The following is a 22,033-nucleotide window of genomic DNA, read 5'->3' as shown; positions in this document are numbered from 1 at the left end:
GCCAGGGCGGGGCGGAATGAACCCCCTGGCCGCCCATGGTGCAGCCTGCGGATGAAGTGCAACCCACGAAGGTCAATTCGCCGCCGCAAATTCGCGCAGCATGTGCTTAGCGATCTGGAGTTGCAGGATCTGGGTCGTGCCTTCATAAATCCGATATATGCGCGCATCGCGGAAGAAACGTTCGGCATCGTATTCGGCAAGATAGCCGGCACCGCCGTGGATCTGGACGCAGGCATCAACCACCCGGCCGCACATTTCCGTCGCGAAAACCTTGAACGCCGCTGCTTTGCGCAAGATGTTCTCGCCTGCGTCGGCGCGCCGGGTGACATCGTCCATCATGCATTCGGCGGCATAGATTTCGATCTCGCTCTGGGCGAGCATCTGCTGGATCAACTGGAAGTTGGCAATCGGCTCGCCGAATGCCTTGCGCTCGGTCGCGTATCGGATGGCGCTGTCCAGCGCCCGGCGGGCATAAGCGGTCGCTGCGGCGCCCACCGACATCCTGCCGTTGTCGAGGCTCATCATCGCGAATGCAAAGCCCTTGCCAAGTTCGCCGCCGAGCAAAGCCTCGCTGCCAACGTGGACATCTTCCAGCACGATATCGGCGATATGGCTACCCGACTGGCCCATCTTCCTGTCCGACTTGCAGATCGTCACGCCGGGTATGTCAAGAGGGACGATGAATGCCGATATATGGGCGTTCTTGGGCAGATTTTCCGTGGCCGTCCGCGCCATGATCAGTCCAACCTTCGCAAAGGGCGAGTTGGTAATATATCGCTTGGTGCCATTGAGAAGCCAGCCGTCGGCGGTCGGCACCGCAGTCGTCTGCAGACCCGCCGCATCTGATCCCGAACCGGGTTCGGTCAGGCCGAAAGCGGCGATTTCACCCGCGGCAATGCGCGGCAGCCATGCAGCCTTCTGCGCTTCTGTTCCACCATTCTTGAAGGCTGATGCGAACATGCCGACATTGATCGAGATGATCGAGCGGAATGCCGGCATCGCATAACTTAGCGTGTGCATGGTGCGGATATACTGGCTGATGTTCATGCCGGCGCCGCCATGCTCTTCCGGTATGGTCAATCCAAACAGACCCATGTCGCGCATCGCTTCGAGGACGCTTTCGGGGATGAGGTCGGTTTCAATAATTTTGCGCTCGACAGGAATGAGCCGGTCGCGCACGAAGCGTTCAAGCTGTATCAAGAATTGTTCGAAGACTTCTGCATCCATGCCGGCGTTGCTCATCGGTTACCTGTCAGATTGGATCATAAGGAAAGACATGCGCCGAGACTTCATCGGCGCGCGCGAAGCTGCTGCGAAACGAAGGTACAAGCTCGTGGGCAATTGCCTCCGGCGTCCAGCCTTCGACCTTGGTCATCGACCGGATCGGCCGGGGCTTGCAAAACAGGGCGATTTCATTCTTGCGAACCGCGAAAATCTGGTTCGTCACGTCCTTGGACAGGTCGGATGCCAGATAGGCAACCAAAGGCGCGATCTTGTCTGCCGACATGGATTGCAACCGTTGGACACGTTCGTGTTCGGCAGGGGTTGTCGCGGGAATTGACGAGGTCATGCGGCTCCACGCAAAAGGCGCGATGCAGTTCGAGCGGACGCCAACCCGCGCCATGTCGAGCGCGATAGACTGCGAAAGCGCGACGACGGCCAACTTTGCCGCCGAATAGTTCGCCTGCCCGATGTTGCCGATCAGACCGCTCGTCGAAGTGAAATGAACGAAACTGCCCGCCTTCTGTTCACGAAAATAGGGCGTGGCGGCCTGGGAAACGTTGAAGACACCAGTAAGATTGACCGCGATGACGCTGGTCCAGTCCGCGTGACTCATCTTGTGCCAGATGCTGTCTCGCAGGATGCCTGCATTGTTCACGACCGCATCAATTCGGCCAAATTTCCGTACCGCATCCTCGATAATGCTCTGCGCCTCCGCCGGATCTGCAACATTACCGAAGTTGGCCGCCGCTTTGCCCCCGGCAGCGATGATGTCGTTGGCGGTGTTCTGAGCGAATGCGGTATCGCCGCCGTTGCCCGCCTGCGCCACGCCAGGATCGTTGACGATAATTGCCGCCCCCTGCGCGGCGCAATACAACGCCAGTTGGCGACCTATTCCGCGCCCGGCACCAGTGATCGCGACAACTGATCCATCCAGGCACCGATCCATATCCCGTTCCTCAAATGCAATTAGCCCGACAGGCAGGACTGGCTCAATGCCAGGCCCTGGCAACAAGCTCACCCAGTTCCTCTGCCACTCCGCCAGATGTGCTCGCCAAGGTACAATAGTTGGCAAAGCTTGCCTGGACTGCTGCTTCGGACGACTCGGCACGGGTCAACTGGTCCAGGTCCAGCCCAGCGAGCATTTGGGACTGGACCAGACGTTCACCATGCAACTCTGCCGTCTTCAGCGCCGCATAGGCTGCGGCGTTAATTTCCGACTCAGGCGTACCTTGGCACCACTGCTTCATCCAGCGCCGCACCGAACGGACCGGTTGCACGAAGCGTTCATTCGCAGTTGCTGCCGAGTGCTGCGCGGCCTCGATGTCCGAAACAGCGAGAATGGTGCTACGCGCCCCTGCCAACCAAAGGCAAAGCAACACCGTGTTGACGTCACACCCATGCTGATCCTGCAAGGCAAGGCAGGAAGCTGCCACACCCGGCTTGGCATAAATGTGTAAAGAATAGTCCCATAACGCCGCCGCGTGCTGCTCCACCTGAACTGAAGCTCCATCACCCACTGGCGGCACGACCGGGCCTTGGTCCGACCGTGCCGAAGTAGCCAATCGCGGACCTTGGTGAAAATGCTGACCAGACATGCAACGAGGCCAACCGCCTAGAACGTGCGGGCGCCGAAATGGATTTCCATCATCGGACGCATGACATCCCACCGTTCCAGCTGCGACCAGTGACCCGAACGGTCGAGAACGTAGAGTTCGGCATGCTTGAGATGCTGGATCAGGTAGAGGCTGGTGTCGAGCGGCACCACCCGGTCCTGGCGGCCATGGAAGATCAGCACTTCGTGCGGCATTTTGCCCAGCAGTTCGGGCGGCATGTTGAGCGTCTCAATGCCGTTCTTCATCGAATCGATCATCTTGACCGCGGTCTTCATGATTCCCGGATCGGTGGCGATCTTGTAACGGTTCTCGACGATTTCCTCCATGCCTTCGAACTTCTCGGCATCGTAGGCGAAGCTGTGCATCACCTGGCGATAGCGAGAGTAACGCGGGTCCGAATAGAACGAGAGCAGGCGGATCAATTCCGGGGTGCGCGGGCCGGGCGCCCCGATCGAACCCATCAGCACCACCTTGTCGATCGTGTCGGGCTCCTCGCTCATCATCTGCAGGGTCAGCGCGCCGCCCATCGAATTACCGACAACGTGGGCCTTCTTCACACCGAGCGCCTCAAGCAGGCCAAAGCACTGGTCGACCCGGGTGCCGATCCAGCCCATCACGCTGTCAGGCCACGGATCGGGAATCACCGACTGGCCGAAACCGATCAGGTCGGGCGCGATCACGAAGAAGTTTTCGGCGAGGTCCGGCATCAGGTGATACCAGTTGGATGCGGCATGTGCGCCCGGACCCGCACCGTGAAGCAGCAGAATTGCCGGCTTGGACGGATCGCCCGCCAAGAGGGTGTGCGAGGTCAAGCCCCGGCCCGTGATCTTTTCTTCCCTGATAACACCTTCAGCAGCCATGACATTCTCCCATGTGATCCTGACGAAATATCCGCGCGACTCTTCGCCGGAGTTCACGGTCAAATTTGCCGGAACCTAAGATATCGTTTGACATTGTGCAATGGTTTTTCCCAAAGGATATGCCACGGGAGATTCAAGATGGCAGTGGAGGTATTCAGCGACCTACTGGTCAACGAGCTGGCGCTTGAACTCGACGGCGCCGAACAGACCCGCGAACGGGTCCGGCCGTTCTCGGCGCGCTATCCTGCCATGCGGATCGAGGATGCCTACCGCATCAACCAGGCTTGGGTCGATCTCAAGCGAGAGCGCGGCCGGACCGTCTTTGGTCACAAGATCGGCCTGACCTCGCGCGCGATGCAACAGGCAGCCGGGATCACCGAACCCGATTACGGCACCTTGCTGGATGACATGGTGTTCGAACAGGGCAGCGACGTTCCGGCCGCGCGGTTCATCACGCCCAAGGTCGAGGTCGAGTTGGCCTTTGTGCTCGGGCGCCGCCTGGAAGGAGCACAGACGACGATTTTCGATGTCCTGAGCGCCACCGACTATGTGGTTCCGGCAATCGAAATCATCGACACACGGGTGCATCCCAAGGATGCCGAAACCGGGGCCGCGCGCAAGGTCCTGGACACGATCAGCGACAATGCCGCCAATGCCGGAATCATTGTCGGCGGTCTGCCGGCGAAACCCGACGGGCTCGACCTGCGCCGCATCGGCGCGCTGCTCAGCCGCAACGGGGTGATCGAGGAGACCGGCCTTGCGGCAGGGGTTCTCAACCATCCCGCCAACGGCGTCGCGTGGCTGGTAAGGCGGCTCGCGCCCTGGGGGCAAGGGCTAGAAGCCGGAGAGGTCGTGCTCGGCGGATCGTTCACGCGTCCGGTCGAAGCGGCGCCGGGCGATGTCTTCAACGCCGATTTCGGCGAGTTTGGTTCAATTGGGTTCCGGTTCGTATAGAGGGCGACAATGCAAACACCCGTCAACCGCTTCAAGGCGGCCTTGCGCGAAGGTCCGGTCCAGCTTGGCTTCTGGTTGGCCCTGGCCCATCCAGACATTGCCGAAATCAGTGCGGGCCAGGGCTATGACTGGCTGCTGATCGATGGCGAACATGGCCCGCAGACCCTGCCCGGAATCGTCGCGCAGCTGCGTGCGATCGAGGCGACGCCGCCGTGTTCGGCGATCGTCCGGATTGCCGGCCACGATCCGGTAGCAATCAAGCAGGTTCTCGATCTTGGAGCGCAGACTCTGATGGTTCCGATGGTCGAAACCGCCGAACAGGCCCAGGCCATCGTAACTGCGTCCCGCTATCCGCCTGAAGGCGAACGCGGCCTCGGTGGCGCCCGTGCCGCGCGCTGGGGTGGCTATCCTGCTTATGTCGCAGAAGCCAATGCGCAGGTTTGCATCATCGCCCAGATCGAGACCGCGACCGCCGTCGACAATATTGAGGCGATCGCCGCAGTGGACGGGATCGACGCGCTGTTTCTTGGACCTGCGGACCTGGCCGCGACCGAAGGTTTGCTGGGCGGAAGCAGCTTCGATGCCCTGTTCAAGCTGACCGGCGAGGCGCTGGCGCGTATCGTGGCAACCGGCAAACCGGCCGGGATCCTTTCGCGCGACGAGCGGCTCGTCCAGCAGTTCCTCGATGGCGGTGCCCGCTTCATCGCCAACGGGATCGACAGCCTCACCTTGGCCAAGGGCGCGGGCGACGGACTCCGGGTCTGGCGTGAGCGTATCGCGGCACAGGGCGGCAACTGAGGCTATGGCGAAACCGGCTTGGCAGACGCCTCGTTCCAGTGACCCGGTCAAACCGCTTGATGGCGTCCGGGTGCTTGAATTAGCCCGCATCCTGGCTGGCCCATGGTGCGGACAGCTGCTGGCGGACCTTGGCGCCGAAGTGATCAAGATCGAACGGCCCCGTGTAGGAGACGATACGCGGCATTGGGGGCCGCCGTTCGTGACAGCGGAAGATGGCACCAATTTGGGAGCGGCCTATTTCCATTCGACCAATCGCGGCAAGCGGTCTTTCGCAATCGACATCGCCAGCGCGGAGGGCCAGGCCATCATTCGCGAACTGGCAAGCGGCGCAGACATCGTGATCGAGAACTACAAGGTCGGCGGGCTGTCGAAGTACGGGCTTGACCATGCCGCGCTTTCCGCACTGAACCCGCGCCTGATCACCTGCTCGATCACAGGGTTCGGACAAACCGGGCCTTACGCCCACCGCGCAGGCTACGATTTCATCGCCCAGGCCATGGGCGGCATGATGTCGATGACCGGCGAACCCGATCGCGAACCGCAGAAGGCGGGCATCGCCGTGGCCGATCTGTTCACGGGCATGTACAGCACGGTGGCGATCCTCGCTTCGCTCAACCGCCGGGACCGCACCGGCAGCGGCGCCCACATCGACATGGCACTGCTCGATACCCAGGTGGCGGTCATGGCCAATCAGGCGATGAACTGGATGACATCGGGTAATGTGCCGCGCCGGTTCGGCAACGGTCACGCCAATCTGGCACCCTATCAAGCCTTCCCCACGCTTGACGGGCCCTTGGTGATTGCGGCCGGCAACGACGGCCAGTTCGCCAGCTTGTGCCGCGTTTTGCGGTGTTCACTGCATGAAGACCCACGCTTCGCCACCAACCCCGCACGGCTTGCGAACAGGTCCGAACTTATCGAAACCGTGGAGACGCTTACGGCCCGATGGAACCGGCAGGAACTGTTCAACGCGCTGGAGGACGCGGGCGTACCCGCCGGACCGATCAACGAGCTCGACGAAGTGTTCGCTGATCCGCATGTCGTTGCAAGGGGTCTGGCGGTAACCCCGGAAGGCTACAAGGGTGTCGCTAGCCCGATCGTGATAGACGGTGTGAGAATGGTTTCGGACCGACCGGCACCGGGCATACCTCAGCCCTTCAAGGTCGAATAAGTCCGGCGATCAGCCTTTCGTCCGTACCGCCACACTCGCTGCGAACAGTCTGCCCCCCTCGCTGAACAGTACCAGTAGAATAGTCACAGTCGCCACGCCAACGAGCGAATAGGCCAAAGGCAGTGGCGAACCGTCGTAGGCCTGACCGATCAAGGCACCCAGCCCAGCACCAAGTACCAACCGAAAGAAGGTCTGGACCGAGGCGGCAGCGCCAGCGAGCTTACCGAACGGCTGCAGTGAAATTGCGGTGAAATTGATGAATACCGTGATCAGCAGGCACATGTTCGCGGACATCAGCAAGACAAATTGCAACAAGGTCTCGCCCGGGCGCGATGCCAGATAGACCTGGCAGACCGAGACGATGAGGTAGCAGAGGATCGCGGCATGCCCAAGCCGCCGGGTTCCGAAACGGTGTACGATCGCAGAATTGGCAATGCTGGCCAGCATCATCGAGCCCGCCATCAAGCCAAAGATTACCGAATAGGCCCCGCCGGCCCCGAAATGTTCGCCGATCAATTGCTGCGAGCTGTTGATGAAGCCGAAGTGAGCGCCGAAAATCAGGGCCATGCCAATGACGTAACCGATCGACCGGCGGTTTGTCAGAACGAGGCGGATGTTACCGAACAATTCTCTGGCACCATGGGACTGCCGCCGGGAAAGCGGCAGCGTTTCTTCCATGCGGTAGAAATACCATGCTGACACTCCCATCGACAGCACGCCGATGACAATGAAGACGGCACGCCAGCCGAGCGTAGTAAAGATCACATAACCCAAACTTGGGGCAAGGGTCGGGACTGCCATAAACAGCATCGCGACAAAGGCTTGCAGCTTGGCCATGTCTTCGCCTTGATAGCGGTCGCGAATGATCGCCATAGGAAGGACGGTCAGGGCGGACGAGGCACAGCCAAGCAGCGCGCGGGCCGCCAGCAGGACGGAAAAGTCAGCCACGAAAGCACAAAGCAGATTGATCAGGGCGAACAGGCCCATGCAAACCAGCAGGACCGGCTTCCTCCCAAGCCGGTCGGAGATCGTCCCCGGGACGAGCGAAAACAGGCCGGAGCAGATCAGGAAGGTGCCGATGACCCATTGCCGCTGGTTTGAACCGCTTGCCCCCAGATCGTTTGCCATGACACCTAAGACCGGAAGCAAAGTTGTAAACCCAAGTGACTGCAATGCCTGGATCATCGCCATCATGGCGATGAACTCCCGTTTGCCGATTGGCTCTTTATGGGTCAGCGACAATCTTTATACCTTCCGGATGGTCGGGCCTGGCAGCGCCCCCGCCATGAAGCCGGTCCACCAATATGGAGGCCAGTCCACTTCTGATGGAAAACCGCAGGAGCTATCCTTGCCAGCCGATCGCACGACTCGCTGCTATGGCCGCCGAACGGATCTTTTCGATCTTCGGCTTCGAATAAAAATGCTTTTCCTGAACTCGCGAGAGAACGCTCATCGTTGCAACAAGCCTGTTCCCGGAACCAAGCACAGGTACACTCAAGGCAGAGAGACCAGGCACAACTGTACCCTGTGTGGTCGCGTATCCCATCTCGCGCGCTTGGACTATCTGCCTTTCCAGTTCGTCGTCGGAAACCACCAGCCCGCTGGCGCGCTCCTGGGCGATGACGGGCCGAGTCAAAGCTCGTGAACAATGGGTCAAATACAGGATGCCGGTGGACGAAGCCTGCAAGGGCAAAACAGAGCCGACGTGCAAACTGGTAAACAGGGGCAGACCGCCATCGATCCAGCGAATCACCGTTGGCCCATAATTGCCCCAGACCGACAGCAACCCAGTCGTTTGCAGTTCTTCCAGCACGCTCGCCAGATTATCGCCAGCGATCCGTACCGGCTCCACCCGCGCCAGCGCGGCCATGCCAATACGAACTGAAAACTCACCTAGTGCATAGCGGCCATTCTGGACCTTCTGCTCGACCACGCCTGTATTGACAAAAGACAGCAGGTAACGGTGTGCCTGGCTGCGTGACAGACCCGATTTCTCGGCAACATCACGCAGATGTGCGCCATCCCTTGGGCAATCCATCAAGGCCCTGAGGACGCGAACACCAATTTCCACGGACTGGATAGCCTTGCGCGGCGAATCATTCGCGCTCAAATCTTTGGGAGGCAAGCGCTCGGTAGCCTGATGTTCCATTTCATCACCTTTAGCTGAAAGCTGGCTAGCCTTGCGTGCATTCATTCGGTACTCCCATTACCAGCATTGCCCGGCCCGAAGTCCCCTTGCATGACGGGAAAAGAGTTGCATATTGTCCAACGAATAGTGTAGGCGGCAAAATTGTTCAAGAGCATAACCTCGGTCAAATACGACAAAGAGGCCAAGCGTCAACCCAACTAGGCGCTTCTAAGCCAGTGAGAGGAAAGGAACCCGGGTAATGGCTGCAATCGCGTTTCCCAGATCGTCCGAAGAGCATTTCGAACAGCTGCGAAAGGCGCCCGTTCTCGCCCTGCCGACGGCTCTCCTGTTTGTCATTTCCATGGCAGGGATCGCAACGACCTGGTACCTGGCGCTGAACTCGATGCTTCCGCTTTGGGTCGGCGCAATCGCCAACGGACTGATCACCTATCTGCTCTTCAGCGTGATCCACGACGCCTCGCACAAGTCGTTGTCTAGCGTTGGCTGGATCAACGAATCGATCGGCGCGATCGGCTTGTTCTTCCTCTTTCCCTATGCCCCGATGGTCCTGGTCCGCTGGGTCCACAACAAGCACCACACGCATACCAATGGACCCAAAGACCCCGACCGGTTCGAGCATGAATCGCCCTGGTGGCAGGTTACATTCCGCTGGACCTTCTTCGATGGTGCCTACATCTGGTATTTCGTCAAATATGGTCAGAACGTGCGCAAGAAACATGGCACCGAACTGCTTGTCTTCTATTCGCTCCTCGCGCTGCTGTTCGTTGCGGCAATTTACTTCGGCTTCGGCTGGGAACTGTTCATGCTGTGGTTCGTGCCGTCACGGATCACGCTGTTCCTCATCGCCATCGTCTTCGTCATCCTGCCACATCATCCCGCGATCATCGCGCAAGACGAAGACCCTTACATGGCGACAACCATGCGGTTCGGCTGGGAATGGTTGCTCAACCCGCTGATGGTTTATCAGAATTACCACCTGATCCACCACCTCTGGCCGGAAATCCCGTTCTACCGGATGCACAAGGCCTATTACCTCAAGTACGATGAAATCAACGCCAACCGTATCACGCGCCAGAAAGCCTTCGCCCTGAAGCCCGAGAACTATGACGACCACTTTGCGGTTCGCCGGGAACTCGACCAGGCGCAAGGCAAGGCAAAGCCTGCCTAACGAAATAACGGCCGGACCGTTCGGTATGGTCCGGCCGTACCTCCAGACCGGGAAACGCACTGATGGCCAAGCAACTTCACCTCGGGGCGTTCATGCGTCCGGTCAGCATCCACACCGGAGCCTGGCGGTATCCAGGTGCCTTACCCGACGCGAACTTCAGCCTCAAAGCGATCCAGCGCTTCATCCGCAGCCTTGAAGCTGCCAAGTTCGATTATTTCTTCATGGCTGATCACCTCGGCGTGCTCAACCTGCCACGCCAGGCGCTGATGCGCAGCCACACTGTGACCTCGTTCGAGCCATTCACGTTGCTTTCCGCACTGGCCGGGGTGACTGAGCGAATCGGCCTCGTCGCAACGGCCTCGACCACTTACGACGAGCCGTTCCATGTCGCGCGCCGCTTTGCCTCTCTCGATCACATCAGCGGCGGGCGGGCCGGCTGGAACGTTGTGACCACTTCGAATCCGGACAGCAGCCGCAACTTCGGCCTGGAGACCCAGCCAGATCACGCCGCGCGCTATCACCGCGCCCGCGAGTTTCATGACGTGGTGACCGGGCTGTGGGACAGTTTCGCCGACGATGCCTTCGTTATGGACGCAGAAAAGGGCATCTATTTCGACCCCGCCCGGATGCGTGCGCTGAACCACAAGGGCGAGCATTTCTCGGTCACCGGGCCGCTTAACATCGCCCGTCCGGTTCAAGGCTGGCCGGTCATCTTCCAGGCCGGTGCCTCGGACCCGGGCCGCCAGCTCGCTGCCGAAACCGCCGAAGCCGTATTTGCTGCGGAATCGACGCTGGAAGGCAGCAAAGCCTATTACGACGACGTCAAAGGGCGGGCGGCGACGGTAGGACGCAATCCCGATCACATCAAGATCATGCCGGCCGTATTCCTGGTTGTTGGAGACACCGTCGAGGAAGCCCAAGCGAAACGCGCGAAACTGGACAGCCTGGTCCACTACGACAGCGGCATCCATTCACTGTCCGGCATGCTGGGTCACGACGTATCGAGCTTCGATCCCGATGGCCCCCTGCCCGACATCCCCGAATCCAACGCCAGCAAAAGTTCGCGGCGGTTCATGATCGAATTGGCCAGAGCTGAGAACCTGACGATCCGGCAACTCGCCGCCAAGGCCGGCAGCTATGGCGGGCTGGCCTTTGTCGGCACCGCCAAGACCATCGCCGATGAAATGCAGCACTGGCTTGAGCAGGGCGCCTGCGACGGCTTCACCACCATGTTCCCTTATCTGCCCGAAGGCCTGGAAGACTTCACCGGCAAGGTCGTGCCGGAACTGCAGGCGCGCGGCCTCTTCCGCACCGAATACGAAGGCGAAACGCTGCGCGACCATCTAGGCCTGCCGCGCCCGGACAACCGCTTCTTCGCCTAATGCGGTGAGCCGGTTTGTCATCATCGGCGCCGGGGCAATCGGCAGTTTCCTGAGCACGCGGTTGCACAACGCCGGGCATGAAGTTCTGCTTATCGCCCGAGGAGCGCGGCTCGAGGCCTTGCGAAACACGGGCGTGCTGCTGTCCGAAGGCGGGGCCGAGCGGCAAGTGCGTGTGCCGGTGTCCGCAGCATGCGATCCAGCAACGCCGCCGGATCATGCCATCCTGGCAACCAAGACGTTTCAGATCAAATCGGCGCTTGCCCTGCTCGAACCACTGCGCCGAAGCCGCTTCACGCTGCTGACGGTGCAGAATGGGGTCGAAGCACCCGGCATCGCCCAGGCCGCCCTGCCCCGCGCTGTCGTGCTTGGCGCACGCATGCACGGCTTCTTCGAGCTTGAAGACGGGATCGTGCGCCACACCGGCGTCCCCGCCACGCTGCTGGCCGGCCCGGTCGCCGATCGCGCAACCGACCCGGCTGCCGGACAGGCCTCGGCAATCCTTGCGGGCGACCTTATTGCCGCTGGGGTCCCCACCACTCTGACAGGCGACATGCGCCCAGCGTTGTGGGACAAGTTCCTGATGGCCGCGACGATCGGCGCGGTGGCCCCGGCGTTCGGCCTGAAGGTCGGTCAGGTGCTGGGCCATCCCCAGGCCAGCGCGCTTTTGCGCGAGACCATGGCCGAGGTCGAACGGATCGCAGCGGCGTTGGGCATCGAATTGCCGCCCGATTGCATATACGAGAAGCTGGACTTCATCGGCCGCTTTCCACCCGACGTCACCAGTTCGCTGCAACGCGATCTCGAAAGCGGCAGACCTTCGGAATTCGCTCACCTCACCGGCGCGATTCCTCGTTTCGCCCGGCAGGCAGGGCTGCCCTGCCCTGCGGCAGACGATGTTATTGCGCGGTTGCGCGCCCGTGGACTACGCCTTGACTGATCCGGCGGTTTCCCGCTCAACCGCGCGCACGGCAAACCAAGCGCCCGCGACAATCACTGCGTGCGCTGCCAAGGTCGTCAACCCGACCCACAAAGCCTCACCGCTCCAGACAATGCTATAGATGTCCCAGGCCGAACCGACCAACTCGGTCAGCACGATCACCGGGACGAGCGCGCGGTAATGCATCGGGTCGCGAGCACCCCATAGTGCCACGACGCCGATCGCGGCCAACTGGACGCCGACGATCAGCCATGCGTCGAGCAACAGGCCGAACATCGGCGTCCCCTGCCCCAGCGCGATCCCAGGGTAGATCAACGGCAGCGCCCCGCCGTAGACCGGAGGCCAGAGCAGCACGAGATTGCAGAGATACCAGATCCCCACGGCGATCAGGAAAATGCGCAGAACCTTCATCGCGGCCTCCTCATGCGATCGCGAAGATATCCGACGTGGCGCAGGCGATCCGCGCATCCTTGTGCGGCGCATAGTCGGGATCGTTCATGAAGGCGTCGATCGCCTCCATCGAAGGGAACCGGATCACCACGACATAGTCAGGTGCGGCTCCCTCGCCCTCATAACGGACGAACTCGTGCGAACGGCAGACCATTTCCCCGCCGTGCCGTCCGACCAGCGCCGGAACCGCGGCCATATAGTCTGCCACCCAGGCTTCGTCGTGCGACTTGATCGATCCGATGAAATAAGCAGCCATCACTCTGTTTCCTTTCGTCATGGCCAGGATCGCCAGCCTTCAGGCTAGAATCCCAGCAACTTGGTGCGGATTGCCTCTGCAAATCCGGCGGTTGTCCCGTTTCCGCCAAGATCGGGGGTCTTTTCAATATCAGGAGCAATGAGCGAGGCTTCGAGCGCGCGCATCACCAGCGCGGCGGCTTCGTCTTCGCCCAAGTGCTCCAACATCATGGCACCCGACCAGATCTGGCCGATCGGATTGGCGATGCCCTGCCCGGCGATGTCCGGGGCAGACCCGTGGACCGGCTCGAACATCGAAGGGAACCGCCGTTCGGGGTTGAGGTTAGCAGAAGGAGCCACAGCGATGGTGCCAGTGATTCCCGGCCCCAGATCGGATAGGATATCACCAAAAAGGTTCGAACCAACCACCACATTGAACCGTTCGGGCGACATCACAAAGCGTGCGGCGAGAATATCGACATGATACTGATCGGCGGCAACATCGGGGTATTCGGCGCCGATCGCGGCAAAGCGCTCGTCCCAGAACGGCATCGAATGATAGAGTCCATTGGACTTCGTCGCGCTGGTCACATGCCTGCGCCCGCTCCGCCGAGCGAAGTCGAAGGCATAGCGCAAGATGCGGTCGGTGCCCCGGCGGGTGAAGATCGCCTGCTGGACGACGATTTCGTTCTCGCCGGTCCCGGTCCGACCGCCGATCTGGGAATATTCGCCTTCCGAGTTTTCGCGCACCACCCAGAAATCGATGTCGCCAGGAGCCTTGTCGCGCAGAGGCGAAGCGATGCCCGGCAGCAGCCGCACCGGACGCAGATTGACGTACTGCTCGAACTCGCGCCGGATCGGCAGCAGCAGCCCCCACAGCGAGATATGATCGGGTACCCCGGGAAAGCCGACCGCGCCGAGGAACACCGCATCATGATCCCGCAACCGATCTAGCCCGTCATCGGGCATCATCTTGCCGGTTTTGAGGTAGGTCTGGCAGCTCCAGTCGAAGTGCCGGAATTCGAGCACGAAACCGCACTTGGCCGCTGCCGCCGTCAGCACCTCGATTGCGGCAGGCACCACCTCGCGGCCAATTCCATCTCCCGGAATGCTGGCGATAGAATAACGCCTCATGGTCAATCTTTCACTACAGATAGCTGTTCAAAGTCTTGAGCACCCGATAGGCGCTGAGGAAGGCTGGCGCAGGAACCTGCAGTTGCTCCGCTGCCGCCGCGAGCGGCCCCAGGACCTCGTCAACTTCCATCCGCCGGCCCGCTACGAGATCGTCATGCATCGAGGTGCGGACGGGACGGTTTTCCGGCTTGAATCTGGTGCCCATCGCCATGACACCGGACACTGCCTCTTCAAAGCCTTCACGGTCAATCTCGACCAATCTGGATACAGGCGCGAAATAGTTCTGCGGTTCGTAGCCAAGTGCCTTGTAGATCGCCAGCAGATCCTTGACGACGTGGACATAGTGTTCGGCGCCTTCGCGAACCGCCACACCATCCACAAAATCGAGCTTTGGAAGCGCGCCCAGCGTACTGGCGCTCCACGACGATGCTCCACCGACCTGAACCAATTTTTCCCAATGGACATGGACGATATCGGGAGTTGAGCGCGAACCCATGCCCGCAGCGTCGAGCGCTTCGGCCATGATCCGCGTGCGCTCGCTCTCCCCGCCTTCCAGCTCGCCGAAATAAGCGGTGACGGGAACCGCCATGTGATTGAGCGCCTTGCCCGGTTCGAGCAGGGTCGCCCCGTCCATGATCGAGCCGCCGATCACCTTGTCCTTGCCAAACGCGGCCTGGAGTTTGCCTTCCTTGCCCACGCCGTTCTGCAAAGTCAGCGCGCAAGCGGTGCGATCGACCAACACCTGCGCATCGTCCAGCGCCTGATCGGTACCCTTGGCCTTGGTCAGCAGGATGTAATAGTCGATGTCGCCTTCAACCTCCTCGGGCGTTTCGACCGCGAAGAGGTTTTCGCGCTGGACGAATTGCGCCCGCACACCCGAAATACTCAGGCCATCCCGGCGGATCGCCTCGACATGGGGCTTGCGCGCAATCAGCGTGACCTTGTGGCCGCCGCGCGCAAGGAATCCGCCGATGACCGAGCCTAGCCCGCCGGCGCCGTGGAAACAGAAATGCAATTGCTTGGACATGCTTTGGGATTCCCGTTGGTTCGGTTCAGGCAATGCCCAGTTCGATCAGCTTGGCCCTGATCTGCTCTTTCTTTTCCGGCGTCACATCAGCCACCGGCGGCAGGATCGGGCCAGCCTTGAGGCCAATCGCTTCGTACCAGGCCTTCACATTGGCAAGTGCGCTGGCATAGGTCGCGGTGCGGGCGATATCCCACAGGAAGTTGTCGTGATAGAATTCGCGGACTTCGCTGAGCTGATCGGAAGCGGCCCGCGCTTCCTCCCATTTTCCTTCATGCGCCAGGCGGATGTATTCCTTGGCGAAATGGCGCTTCTTGCCGTACAGCATGTAGGACAATTCACCCCAGCAAACGGTGCCGCCAAGACGCAGATCGTCGAGGAAGAAGTATTCGAATGGCTCCATCGTGTTGAAGCCTTCAGGCATTAGCTGGCGGATCTTGATTGTCTCGGCACGGCTCATGGCACCTTGTTTGACGCCGATCACGGTTTCGATATCGGCCAGGCGGCGCATTAGGTCCCAGCTCAGCACGGTGCCCGAAACCGGGGTCCGGTAGAGGCAGACGGCCAGATCGGTGTGGTCGGTCAGGAACTTGAACCAGGAATAGATTTCGTCGTCGCGCTTGAGCTGCACAACCGGGTTGATCACCTCAGCCCCGTTATACCCGAGCTTCTCGACGAACTGCATCTTCTCGATCGCGGTATAGACGCTTGGATCGAGCACGATGGTCCACAGATCGAGCCGCCCGGCATTCGCCTCGGCAACGATCTCGTGATAGCGAAACCAGTCTGACGCTGAGACGTTCCAGCATTCGGCGATGAACCCGCCGACGGCCAAGCCATCTACGCCCATTTCGACATATTTATCGATGTTGTAGCGGATACCGTCCACATCGAACTTGTAATCGGCGGTCATCGGGGTGATCGGACACTGATAGAAGCCCCTTACGGTCTTCGTTGCCCAGGCCTTGGCATCCTTACGATCATATTCCATTTTAGGTGCACCTCATCTCGATTTGGTTCAGAATTTCAGCTTGCATCGGCCGTTCATGAAGGCGCCAGCGCCGCCTGGGCCGCAGCCAGTCGGGCAATCGGCACCCGGAAAGGCGATGCGCTGACATAGTCCAACCCGATCTCCTCACAGAAAGCGATCGTGGCCGGATCGCCGCCGTGCTCGCCGCAGATCCCCAGTTTTAGGTCGGGCCGGGTTTCGCGTCCTTTGCGCGATGCCATTTCGATCAGCTTGCCGACCCCTTCGATATCGAGGGTGACGAACGGGTCCTTGGCGATAATGCCTTTTTCCACATAAGCACCCAGGAAACGCGCCGCATCGTCGCGGCTGATCCCCAGCGTAGTCTGGGTCAGATCATTGGTTCCGAACGAGAAGAATTCCCCGCTTGCAGCGATTTCGTCGGCAACCAGGGCTGCCCGCGGCAGCTCGATCATGGTGCCAACGCTAAAGGCGATCCGCTCGCCTTTTTCGGCGAACACGACTTCAGCGACCCTGTACAGGGTATCCTTCAGTGATTCCAGTTCACGCGGCAATCCGACCAGCGGGATCATGATTTCGGGACAGACCGCCATGCCCGCCTCGCCCGCGACTTCGAGCGCAGCCTCGAAAATCGCGCGAGCCTGCATTTCGTATATTTCGGGATAGACCACGCCCAGTCGGCAGCCTCGATGCCCCAGCATGGGGTTGGTTTCCGCCAATTCGATTGCGCGATGCCGAACCTGCTCCACGTCAATACCCATCGCCCGCGAAAGCTCGGTGAATTCGCTATCCGTATGCGGCAGAAACTCGTGCAGCGGCGGATCGAGGAGGCGGATGGTGACTGGCAAGCCTTCCATGATCTCGAAGATCCGGCGGAAGTCGGCGCGCTGTTCGGGCAATAGCTGGTCGAGCGCGGAGCGTCGTTCCTTTTCGCTGTCGGCCAGGATCATCTGCCGCATGGCGAGGATCCGGCTTTCATCGAAGAACATGTGCTCGGTTCGGCAAAGCCCGACCCCTTCGGCCCCGAACCGGCGGGCCATTTCGCAATCGAGCGGGGTTTCCGCGTTGGTCCGAATCTTCAGGCGGCGATGCTTGTCAGCCCATGCCATCACCGTTGCGAAATCGCCCGAAAGTTTGGGCAGGATCGTCGGCAGTTCGCCCAGGAACACTTCGCCGGTCGAACCGTCGATCGTGATGAATGCGCCCTCTTCGAGCCGCTGGCCGCCGATCTCGGCGACCCGCGCGACCGGGTCGATCTTGAGACTGGCGGTGCCCGCCACGCATGGCCGGCCCATACCCCGCGCGACCACGGCCGCGTGGCTGGTCATGCCGCCGCGCGCCGTCAGGATGCCGGTTGCGACGTGCATGCCATGGATGTCGTCAGGCGACGTCTCATGCCTGACGAGGATGACCTTCTCTCCCAATTCGGCCCACCGTGCCGCTGTTTCCGCATCGAATACCACACCTCCCGAGGCTGCCCCGGGCGAGGCAGGCAAACCCTTTCCGAGCAGCACCCGCGGGGCATTCGGATCGAGCGAGGGGTGAAGCAACTGGTCGAGCGAGGCCGGGTCGAGGCGGAGCAGCGCGGTCACTTCGTCGACCAGGCTCTCTTCGACCATGTCGACGGCAATCTTGAGCGCGGCCTTGGCGGTGCGCTTGCCCGAACGGGTCTGAAGGAGGTAGAGCCTGCCGCGTTCGACTGTGAATTCGATGTCCTGCATGTCGCGATAGTGGCGCTCCAGCAGTTCGAACACCTCAGCAAGTTGGGCATAGGCCTTCGGCATCGCTTCCTGCATTGAGGGAAGCCGCGCACCTGCGGCTTCGCGGGCAGCCCTGGTCAGATACTGGGGCGTGCGGATGCCGGCGACAACATCCTCACCCTGGGCGTTGGCCAGCCATTCGCCGTAGTAGGCCTTCTCGCCGGTTGCAGGGTTGCGGGTAAAGGCGACGCCGGTAGCGCTGGTCTCGCCAAGATTTCCGAACACCATGGCCTGGACGTTAACCGCCGTGCCCCAATCTCCGGGGATATCGTTCAGGCGCCGGTAGACCTTGGCTCGCGGTGAGTCCCATGAGCGGAACACCGCCTCGATTGCCGTCCAGAGTTGTTCCTGTACATCCTGAGGAAAGGCCGCGCCGTGATGGGCAAGCACGAGATCCTTGAAGGTCGCGATCAGGCCGCGCAGATCCTCCACTCGAAGATCGATATCCTCATCGACGCCGCGATCTTCCTTGATGCGGTCAAGGGCTGCCTCGAATACGCCATGCTCGATTTCGAGCACGACACTGGAATACATCTGGATGAAGCGGCGATAACTGTCGAGCGCGAACCGCTCATCCCCGGAGGACTGGCCCAGGCCGGTGACGGTCGCATCATTAATGCCAAGGTTGAGGATCGTGTCCATCATCCCCGGCATGGATACCCGCGCGCCCGAACGCACCGAGACCAGCAGGGGATCGCGAGGATTGCCGAACGTCTTGCCCGTCGCCCGTTCGACCAGCCCCAAAGCAGCCGAAACCTCATCGCGGATGCGATCAAGTGAAGCTCTGCCGTGGTCAAGATAAGCGAGGCATTCGCCGGTGGCAATAGTGAAGCCCGGCGGGACCGGAAGGCCGATTTGCGCCATTTCTGCAAGATTTGCGCCCTTCCCGCCAAGGACGCGTTTGTCCAGCACGAGCGCGCCTTCGGGTCCAATGCCCGAACCAAAGGAAAATACGCTCTTCATTTCAGCTGGAAGTCCTGGTGACCGCCCCGTGGGCCTACATTTTGAGAATAGCCTTGATCGCCTTGCCGGTCTTTTCGGTATCCTCGACGGCCTGGTTGATCTGGTCGAGATCATAGAAGGTGCAGAGCTTCTCGAACGGGAACAGCCCGGCTTCCTGCATCGCAATCAGTTGCGGGATGAAGACCTGCGGGGTGCTCGATCCTTCGACTACGCCGCGCAACTTGCGGCCAAACAGCATGTTGTTCATGTCTAGCGAAAATTCGGTGCCCAGCTTCGCCCCGCCGACCACTGCGGTTTCACCCATGTTGTGCGTGCTGTCCACCGCCGAGCGCAGCACCGCTGGAATGGCGGTGGTATCCATGGCATAGTCGGCGCCGCCACCGGTCATCGCGACGATCGCTTCCTGAGCGTTGACCGTGTTGGCGTCGATCACATCGGTGGCGCCCAGTTCGCGCGCCAGTTCCAAGCGGTCTGCGTTGCGGTCAACCGCGATGATCTTGAGGCAGCCCGAGGCCTTGGCGGCCATCACTGCGCTGAGGCCGACCGACCCGACCCCGAAGATCGCGATCGAGGAGCCAGGTTCGGGACAAAGCGCATTGAGGATGCTGCCCGCCCCGGTCTGGATACCGCAGCCCAGTGGGCCCAAAAGTTCGATCTGTGCGTCGTCGGCAACCTTGACGCAGTTGTTTTCCGACGCGATCGAATAGGTCGCGAACGAGGATTGCCCGAAGAAGCAGGCGTTGACCTCTTGGCCGTTGCGGGTAATCGGCGTCGAACCATCCAGGCGGCGGCCCATGAAATTGAGCGGGAACAGGCTCGGACAATAGGCCTGATGCCCCTTGAGGCACGATGGACAGGTGCCGCAATAGCTGAAGGAGAGCACGACCTTGTCGCCTGGCTTGACAGTGGTGACGCCACGTCCGACCTTTTCGACAACGCCCGAACCTTCATGGCCCAGCACCGCCGGCAGCGGCGTCGGGTAATATTGATCGCGAACCGTCAGGTCGGTATGACACATGCCAGCTGCGGCAACCTTGACCAGCACTTCGCCGTCGCGCGGATCCTCGATAGAGACGTTATCCAGAACGAATTCGCCGCCTTGACGCTCGATAATTGCCGCGTATGCGTCCATTCTTGCTCTCCCGTTTCCTGATTTCCAGTTGATTGAATTTGCTTATACAAAGAAATAGAGATTCTTGTCCTGCACGACGCGCGCGTCGATATTCAGCTTTCTGCTGAATACCTTGAAGCCGCTGTCTGTTTTCCGCAGCTTGTCTTCGCGTCCCAGCGTGTGCACGTAAACTTCGCTCTGTCGGCGATTGCGGTGCACCAGAACATTAGAGAAGACCTCGAATTCAAACGGTGCAATTTCGAATGCTTCGACATTGGTGACGAAATAGCGGATACGTGATGGCGGATCTTCCATCCATACCTGACCCGTCAGCAACCGGTCGACCCGCTGCTGCAGCTCGGCATAGTCATCGTTGTAGATTGCGGCATCCCCCGGGGTTGGATCCGGGCGGCGGTCACGTGCGAACCGCTGTTCGTAAACTGGCATCCAGTAATGGATATCTTCGGCGATTACAGTATCGAACCATTCGCGATATTGCTGGTTCTGCAACATCCGCACCTCGGCGGAATAGTGACTGACGATGGCATGATGCAGTTCCATGCCTACGGGCTTGCGTGTTTCGGTCATCTTGCGGTCCAGATTGCTGTCGGGATCAGTCTTGCGGCTCGGCTTGCTTCGCCGACAGACGTTCAGGCCAGAAATTACGGTTGGTCCACATTGCATCCCAGGTATCGTCATTGGCCCGGATGGCGGCCCAATCTGGCGCATCGAGCATTTCTTGCCAGAAACGATAAAAGCCTCGATACGAAGTTTCGCCGATGAAGCTGACCCCGACAATTCCTGGATAGACGGGGTGCGGCCCTTCGCGGTCCTTGCCCATGCTCGAATTCATCCACCCCTTGCGGGTGATGATACCGTTGTTGTTGTAGGTGGCCGACGACATGTTTTCGCCATCGTCGCTTTCGAGCGTTCCCGCCGTACCAAATGAACGGATCGCTTCGCGCTGGATCGACCGCTTAGTTTCGGTGTCGGCATTCTTCGGCACCATGGTATAGGTCCAGACCTCGATTTCATGCGGCCCGCGCGGATGCCAGATCTTGAAGGTGTTGGTTCCGTAGAGGAACGAACAGTTTGGGAAGATCGACGTATTCCAGTGACCGACATAAAGCCGTTCGCGCTCCGGCCCGAATTTTTCGCGAATTCCGCCCCGCGTCTCCTCGAGATATTTGACGTACCCGTCGCGCTTGACGTGGATCGCAGTCGCCGCGTTATCGATCAGGCCAAACCCGTGGCCATGCCGCATGGTGAATTGCAGACCAAGGTCGTCAAACGGCATGTCGGCGCGATTGCCCGATAGGCCAGCCAGCTCGCCCCCGATCATCTGGAGAGCGGCGGCATGCGTCCAGCCCACGTGATACCCATCGCCGACGAAGTTCTCGGTCGGGACTTTCCAATTGCAGGCGAGGGTGCTCTTCAACGGCGGCCCGAGCAGTTCCAGACCACCGTCCGGACCATCCCAGATCGTATCGAGGTACCAGCAGAAGTCCCCCAAATAGTCCTCAAGCGAGGGCGCTTCGGGATCATGGCAGCCGAAGATGAAGCCCTTGTAAGTTTCGACCCGGATCGGCGCGAGCCCCAGCTTGGATTTGTCGAGATCGCTGTGATAGCACCGCTCTTCCATCGGAACATCGACGAGCGAACCATCCTGACCGAAAACCCAACCATGATAATTGCACACGAACGCCTTGGCGCTGCCGCTGTCGGCATGACAGATCTGGTTGCCGCGGTGAGTGCAGGAATTGATGAACGCCTTCAGTGAACCGTCCGGCTGCCGCGACAAGATGACACGGTCTTCTGCCATGTACGTAGTAATGAAGTCGCCCGGTTTGGGAACTAGCGAATCATGTCCGAGCATGAGCCAGCATCGCGAGAATATCCGCTCCAGCTCCAGCTGATAGACATCTTGATCCCAGAACACCCGGCGAGACTGGCTCGCACCGATGTTGTCGACGAGTGCCGACGATCCTTTCATAACATCGCTCCCATGCATTTTTGTCTGAGTACTGCATAGTCGATTCGCACTATACATGCAACGCGATGCACCATATGCAATGCACTTGTGGGATGCAAGCCGTATCTTTCGGTCCCCGGT

21 protein-coding genes are annotated in these 22,033 nt (G+C 60.3%); 6 read left to right on the top strand and 15 right to left on the bottom strand.

From position 1 onward, the window contains the following. Positions 1–72 precede the first annotated feature (72 nt). From LOZ77_RS01395 to LOZ77_RS01380, 4 genes are all read right to left on the bottom strand, one after another. Positions 73–1,242: an acyl-CoA dehydrogenase family protein gene (locus LOZ77_RS01395; RefSeq protein WP_066762398.1), complete on the bottom strand. Its 1,170-nt coding sequence runs from the start codon at positions 1,240–1,242 to the stop codon at positions 73–75. Positions 1,243–1,252: 10 nt separating this feature from the next. Beyond that, positions 1,253–2,170 carry an SDR family NAD(P)-dependent oxidoreductase gene (locus tag LOZ77_RS01390; protein WP_066762401.1) on the bottom strand — a complete coding sequence of 306 codons (918 nt, stop codon included), beginning with the start codon at positions 2,168–2,170 and terminating at the stop codon, positions 1,253–1,255. A gap of 43 nt (positions 2,171–2,213) precedes the next feature. Beyond that, a complete protein-coding gene (locus tag LOZ77_RS01385) occupies positions 2,214–2,741 on the bottom strand; it encodes a TIGR02444 family protein (RefSeq protein WP_230280488.1) in 528 nt (175 codons plus the stop codon). Positions 2,742–2,836: 95 nt separating this feature from the next. Beyond that, complete coding sequence (locus LOZ77_RS01380) at positions 2,837–3,754, bottom strand: alpha/beta fold hydrolase (protein WP_229660421.1); 918 nt, start codon at positions 3,752–3,754, stop codon at positions 2,837–2,839. A gap of 81 nt (positions 3,755–3,835) precedes the next feature. On the opposite strand from LOZ77_RS01380, the gene hpaH reads away from it, so the two are divergent. Genes hpaH through LOZ77_RS01365 form a run of 3 tightly spaced genes read left to right on the top strand, consistent with a single transcriptional unit; the run spans position 3,836 to position 6,620 of the window. Next, a complete protein-coding gene (gene hpaH, locus LOZ77_RS01375) occupies positions 3,836–4,651 on the top strand; it encodes a 2-oxo-hept-4-ene-1,7-dioate hydratase (RefSeq protein WP_066762404.1) in 816 nt (271 codons plus the stop codon). A 9-nt stretch (positions 4,652–4,660) separates the two neighbouring features. Then, positions 4,661–5,449 (top strand): HpcH/HpaI aldolase/citrate lyase family protein, encoded by a 789-nt coding sequence (locus tag LOZ77_RS01370; protein ID WP_230280487.1) that lies wholly within the window; start codon positions 4,661–4,663, stop codon positions 5,447–5,449. A gap of 4 nt (positions 5,450–5,453) precedes the next feature. After that, a complete protein-coding gene (locus LOZ77_RS01365; RefSeq protein WP_098108418.1) occupies positions 5,454–6,620 on the top strand; it encodes a CaiB/BaiF CoA-transferase family protein in 1,167 nt (388 codons plus the stop codon). A 9-nt stretch (positions 6,621–6,629) separates the two neighbouring features. Here LOZ77_RS01365 and LOZ77_RS01360 read toward each other — a convergent pair whose 3' ends face one another. Both LOZ77_RS01360 and LOZ77_RS01355 read right to left on the bottom strand, forming a co-directional pair. Beyond that, the gene (locus tag LOZ77_RS01360) at positions 6,630–7,862 is read right to left on the bottom strand and encodes a multidrug effflux MFS transporter (protein ID WP_229660418.1); all 1,233 of its coding nucleotides are present in this window, start codon (positions 7,860–7,862) and stop codon (positions 6,630–6,632) included. Between the two features lie 100 nt (positions 7,863–7,962). Further along, the gene (locus LOZ77_RS01355; RefSeq protein ID WP_229660417.1) at positions 7,963–8,814 is read right to left on the bottom strand and encodes an IclR family transcriptional regulator; all 852 of its coding nucleotides are present in this window, start codon (positions 8,812–8,814) and stop codon (positions 7,963–7,965) included. 193 nt (positions 8,815–9,007) lie between these two features. Between LOZ77_RS01355 and LOZ77_RS01350 the strand changes: the two genes are divergently transcribed. The 3 genes from LOZ77_RS01350 (at position 9,008) to LOZ77_RS01340 (ending at position 12,256) form a co-directional block, all read left to right on the top strand. Continuing rightward, complete coding sequence (locus tag LOZ77_RS01350) at positions 9,008–9,937, top strand: fatty acid desaturase (RefSeq protein WP_098108416.1); 930 nt, start codon at positions 9,008–9,010, stop codon at positions 9,935–9,937. A gap of 62 nt (positions 9,938–9,999) precedes the next feature. Continuing rightward, positions 10,000–11,319, top strand: coding sequence for an LLM class flavin-dependent oxidoreductase (locus tag LOZ77_RS01345; protein ID WP_230280486.1), 1,320 nt, complete (start codon positions 10,000–10,002; stop codon positions 11,317–11,319). Positions 11,320–11,323: 4 nt separating this feature from the next. Then, a complete protein-coding gene (locus tag LOZ77_RS01340; RefSeq protein ID WP_230280485.1) occupies positions 11,324–12,256 on the top strand; it encodes a 2-dehydropantoate 2-reductase in 933 nt (310 codons plus the stop codon). Here LOZ77_RS01340 and LOZ77_RS01335 read toward each other — a convergent pair. Genes LOZ77_RS01335 through LOZ77_RS01295 form a run of 9 tightly spaced genes read right to left on the bottom strand, consistent with a single transcriptional unit; the run spans position 12,242 to position 21,913 of the window. Continuing rightward, positions 12,242–12,667 (bottom strand): BphX family protein, encoded by a 426-nt coding sequence (locus LOZ77_RS01335; protein ID WP_230280484.1) that lies wholly within the window; start codon positions 12,665–12,667, stop codon positions 12,242–12,244. The two genes, LOZ77_RS01340 and LOZ77_RS01335, sit on opposite strands and share 15 nt — an antisense overlap. Positions 12,668–12,677: 10 nt before the next feature. Beyond that, positions 12,678–12,962 carry a DUF1330 domain-containing protein gene (locus LOZ77_RS01330; RefSeq protein WP_066762426.1) on the bottom strand — a complete coding sequence of 95 codons (285 nt, stop codon included), beginning with the start codon at positions 12,960–12,962 and terminating at the stop codon, positions 12,678–12,680. A gap of 44 nt (positions 12,963–13,006) precedes the next feature. Next, positions 13,007–14,074, bottom strand: coding sequence for a tartrate dehydrogenase (locus LOZ77_RS01325; RefSeq protein WP_230280483.1), 1,068 nt, complete (start codon positions 14,072–14,074; stop codon positions 13,007–13,009). Positions 14,075–14,087: 13 nt separating this feature from the next. Next, the gene (locus tag LOZ77_RS01320; protein WP_098108410.1) at positions 14,088–15,101 is read right to left on the bottom strand and encodes a ketopantoate reductase family protein; all 1,014 of its coding nucleotides are present in this window, start codon (positions 15,099–15,101) and stop codon (positions 14,088–14,090) included. 25 nt (positions 15,102–15,126) lie between these two features. Then, positions 15,127–16,089 carry a dihydrodipicolinate synthase family protein gene (locus LOZ77_RS01315; RefSeq protein WP_098108409.1) on the bottom strand — a complete coding sequence of 321 codons (963 nt, stop codon included), beginning with the start codon at positions 16,087–16,089 and terminating at the stop codon, positions 15,127–15,129. A 53-nt stretch (positions 16,090–16,142) separates the two neighbouring features. Beyond that, positions 16,143–18,809 carry a pyruvate, phosphate dikinase gene (gene ppdK, locus LOZ77_RS01310; RefSeq protein WP_230281946.1) on the bottom strand — a complete coding sequence of 889 codons (2,667 nt, stop codon included), beginning with the start codon at positions 18,807–18,809 and terminating at the stop codon, positions 16,143–16,145. 34 nt (positions 18,810–18,843) lie between these two features. Beyond that, entirely contained in the window at positions 18,844–19,941 is a 1,098-nt protein-coding gene (locus LOZ77_RS01305) for an NAD(P)-dependent alcohol dehydrogenase (protein WP_066762443.1), read from the bottom strand. Between the two features lie 42 nt (positions 19,942–19,983). Beyond that, a complete protein-coding gene (locus tag LOZ77_RS01300) occupies positions 19,984–20,508 on the bottom strand; it encodes an aromatic-ring-hydroxylating dioxygenase subunit beta (RefSeq protein WP_066762449.1) in 525 nt (174 codons plus the stop codon). A gap of 25 nt (positions 20,509–20,533) precedes the next feature. Further along, on the bottom strand, positions 20,534–21,913 hold the full coding sequence (locus LOZ77_RS01295) for an aromatic ring-hydroxylating dioxygenase subunit alpha (RefSeq protein ID WP_066762456.1): 1,380 nt from the start codon (positions 21,911–21,913) through the stop codon (positions 20,534–20,536). Between the last annotated feature and the right edge of the window lie 120 nt (positions 21,914–22,033).

It is taken from the genome of Croceicoccus sp. Ery15 (genome assembly GCF_020985305.1).
In the GTDB taxonomy this organism is placed as follows: domain Bacteria; phylum Pseudomonadota; class Alphaproteobacteria; order Sphingomonadales; family Sphingomonadaceae; genus Croceicoccus.
Note: the sequence above shows the minus strand (reverse complement) of the source record. Positions and strands in the feature narration are given on the sequence as shown.

What these genes read in the sequence shown, in the direction of transcription:
- LOZ77_RS01395 (WP_066762398.1), bottom strand. Translation starts at nt 1,242, where the DNA reads ATGAGCAACGCCGGCATGGATGCAGAAGTCTTCGAACAATTCTTGATA.
- LOZ77_RS01390 (WP_066762401.1), bottom strand. Translation starts at nt 2,170, where the DNA reads ATGGATCGGTGCCTGGATGGATCAGTTGTCGCGATCACTGGTGCCGGG.
- hpaH (WP_066762404.1), top strand. Translation starts at nt 3,836, where the DNA reads ATGGCAGTGGAGGTATTCAGCGACCTACTGGTCAACGAGCTGGCGCTT.
- LOZ77_RS01370 (WP_230280487.1), top strand. Translation starts at nt 4,661, where the DNA reads ATGCAAACACCCGTCAACCGCTTCAAGGCGGCCTTGCGCGAAGGTCCG.
- LOZ77_RS01365 (WP_098108418.1), top strand. Translation starts at nt 5,454, where the DNA reads ATGGCGAAACCGGCTTGGCAGACGCCTCGTTCCAGTGACCCGGTCAAA.
- LOZ77_RS01355 (WP_229660417.1), bottom strand. Translation starts at nt 8,814, where the DNA reads ATGAATGCACGCAAGGCTAGCCAGCTTTCAGCTAAAGGTGATGAAATG.
- LOZ77_RS01350 (WP_098108416.1), top strand. Translation starts at nt 9,008, where the DNA reads ATGGCTGCAATCGCGTTTCCCAGATCGTCCGAAGAGCATTTCGAACAG.
- LOZ77_RS01345 (WP_230280486.1), top strand. Translation starts at nt 10,000, where the DNA reads ATGGCCAAGCAACTTCACCTCGGGGCGTTCATGCGTCCGGTCAGCATC.
- LOZ77_RS01335 (WP_230280484.1), bottom strand. Translation starts at nt 12,667, where the DNA reads ATGAAGGTTCTGCGCATTTTCCTGATCGCCGTGGGGATCTGGTATCTC.
- LOZ77_RS01330 (WP_066762426.1), bottom strand. Translation starts at nt 12,962, where the DNA reads ATGGCTGCTTATTTCATCGGATCGATCAAGTCGCACGACGAAGCCTGG.
- LOZ77_RS01325 (WP_230280483.1), bottom strand. Translation starts at nt 14,074, where the DNA reads ATGAGGCGTTATTCTATCGCCAGCATTCCGGGAGATGGAATTGGCCGC.
- LOZ77_RS01320 (WP_098108410.1), bottom strand. Translation starts at nt 15,101, where the DNA reads ATGTCCAAGCAATTGCATTTCTGTTTCCACGGCGCCGGCGGGCTAGGC.
- LOZ77_RS01315 (WP_098108409.1), bottom strand. Translation starts at nt 16,089, where the DNA reads ATGGAATATGATCGTAAGGATGCCAAGGCCTGGGCAACGAAGACCGTA.
- ppdK (WP_230281946.1), bottom strand. Translation starts at nt 18,809, where the DNA reads ATGAAGAGCGTATTTTCCTTTGGTTCGGGCATTGGACCCGAAGGCGCG.
- LOZ77_RS01305 (WP_066762443.1), bottom strand. Translation starts at nt 19,941, where the DNA reads ATGGACGCATACGCGGCAATTATCGAGCGTCAAGGCGGCGAATTCGTT.
- LOZ77_RS01300 (WP_066762449.1), bottom strand. Translation starts at nt 20,508, where the DNA reads ATGACCGAAACACGCAAGCCCGTAGGCATGGAACTGCATCATGCCATC.
- LOZ77_RS01295 (WP_066762456.1), bottom strand. Translation starts at nt 21,913, where the DNA reads ATGAAAGGATCGTCGGCACTCGTCGACAACATCGGTGCGAGCCAGTCT.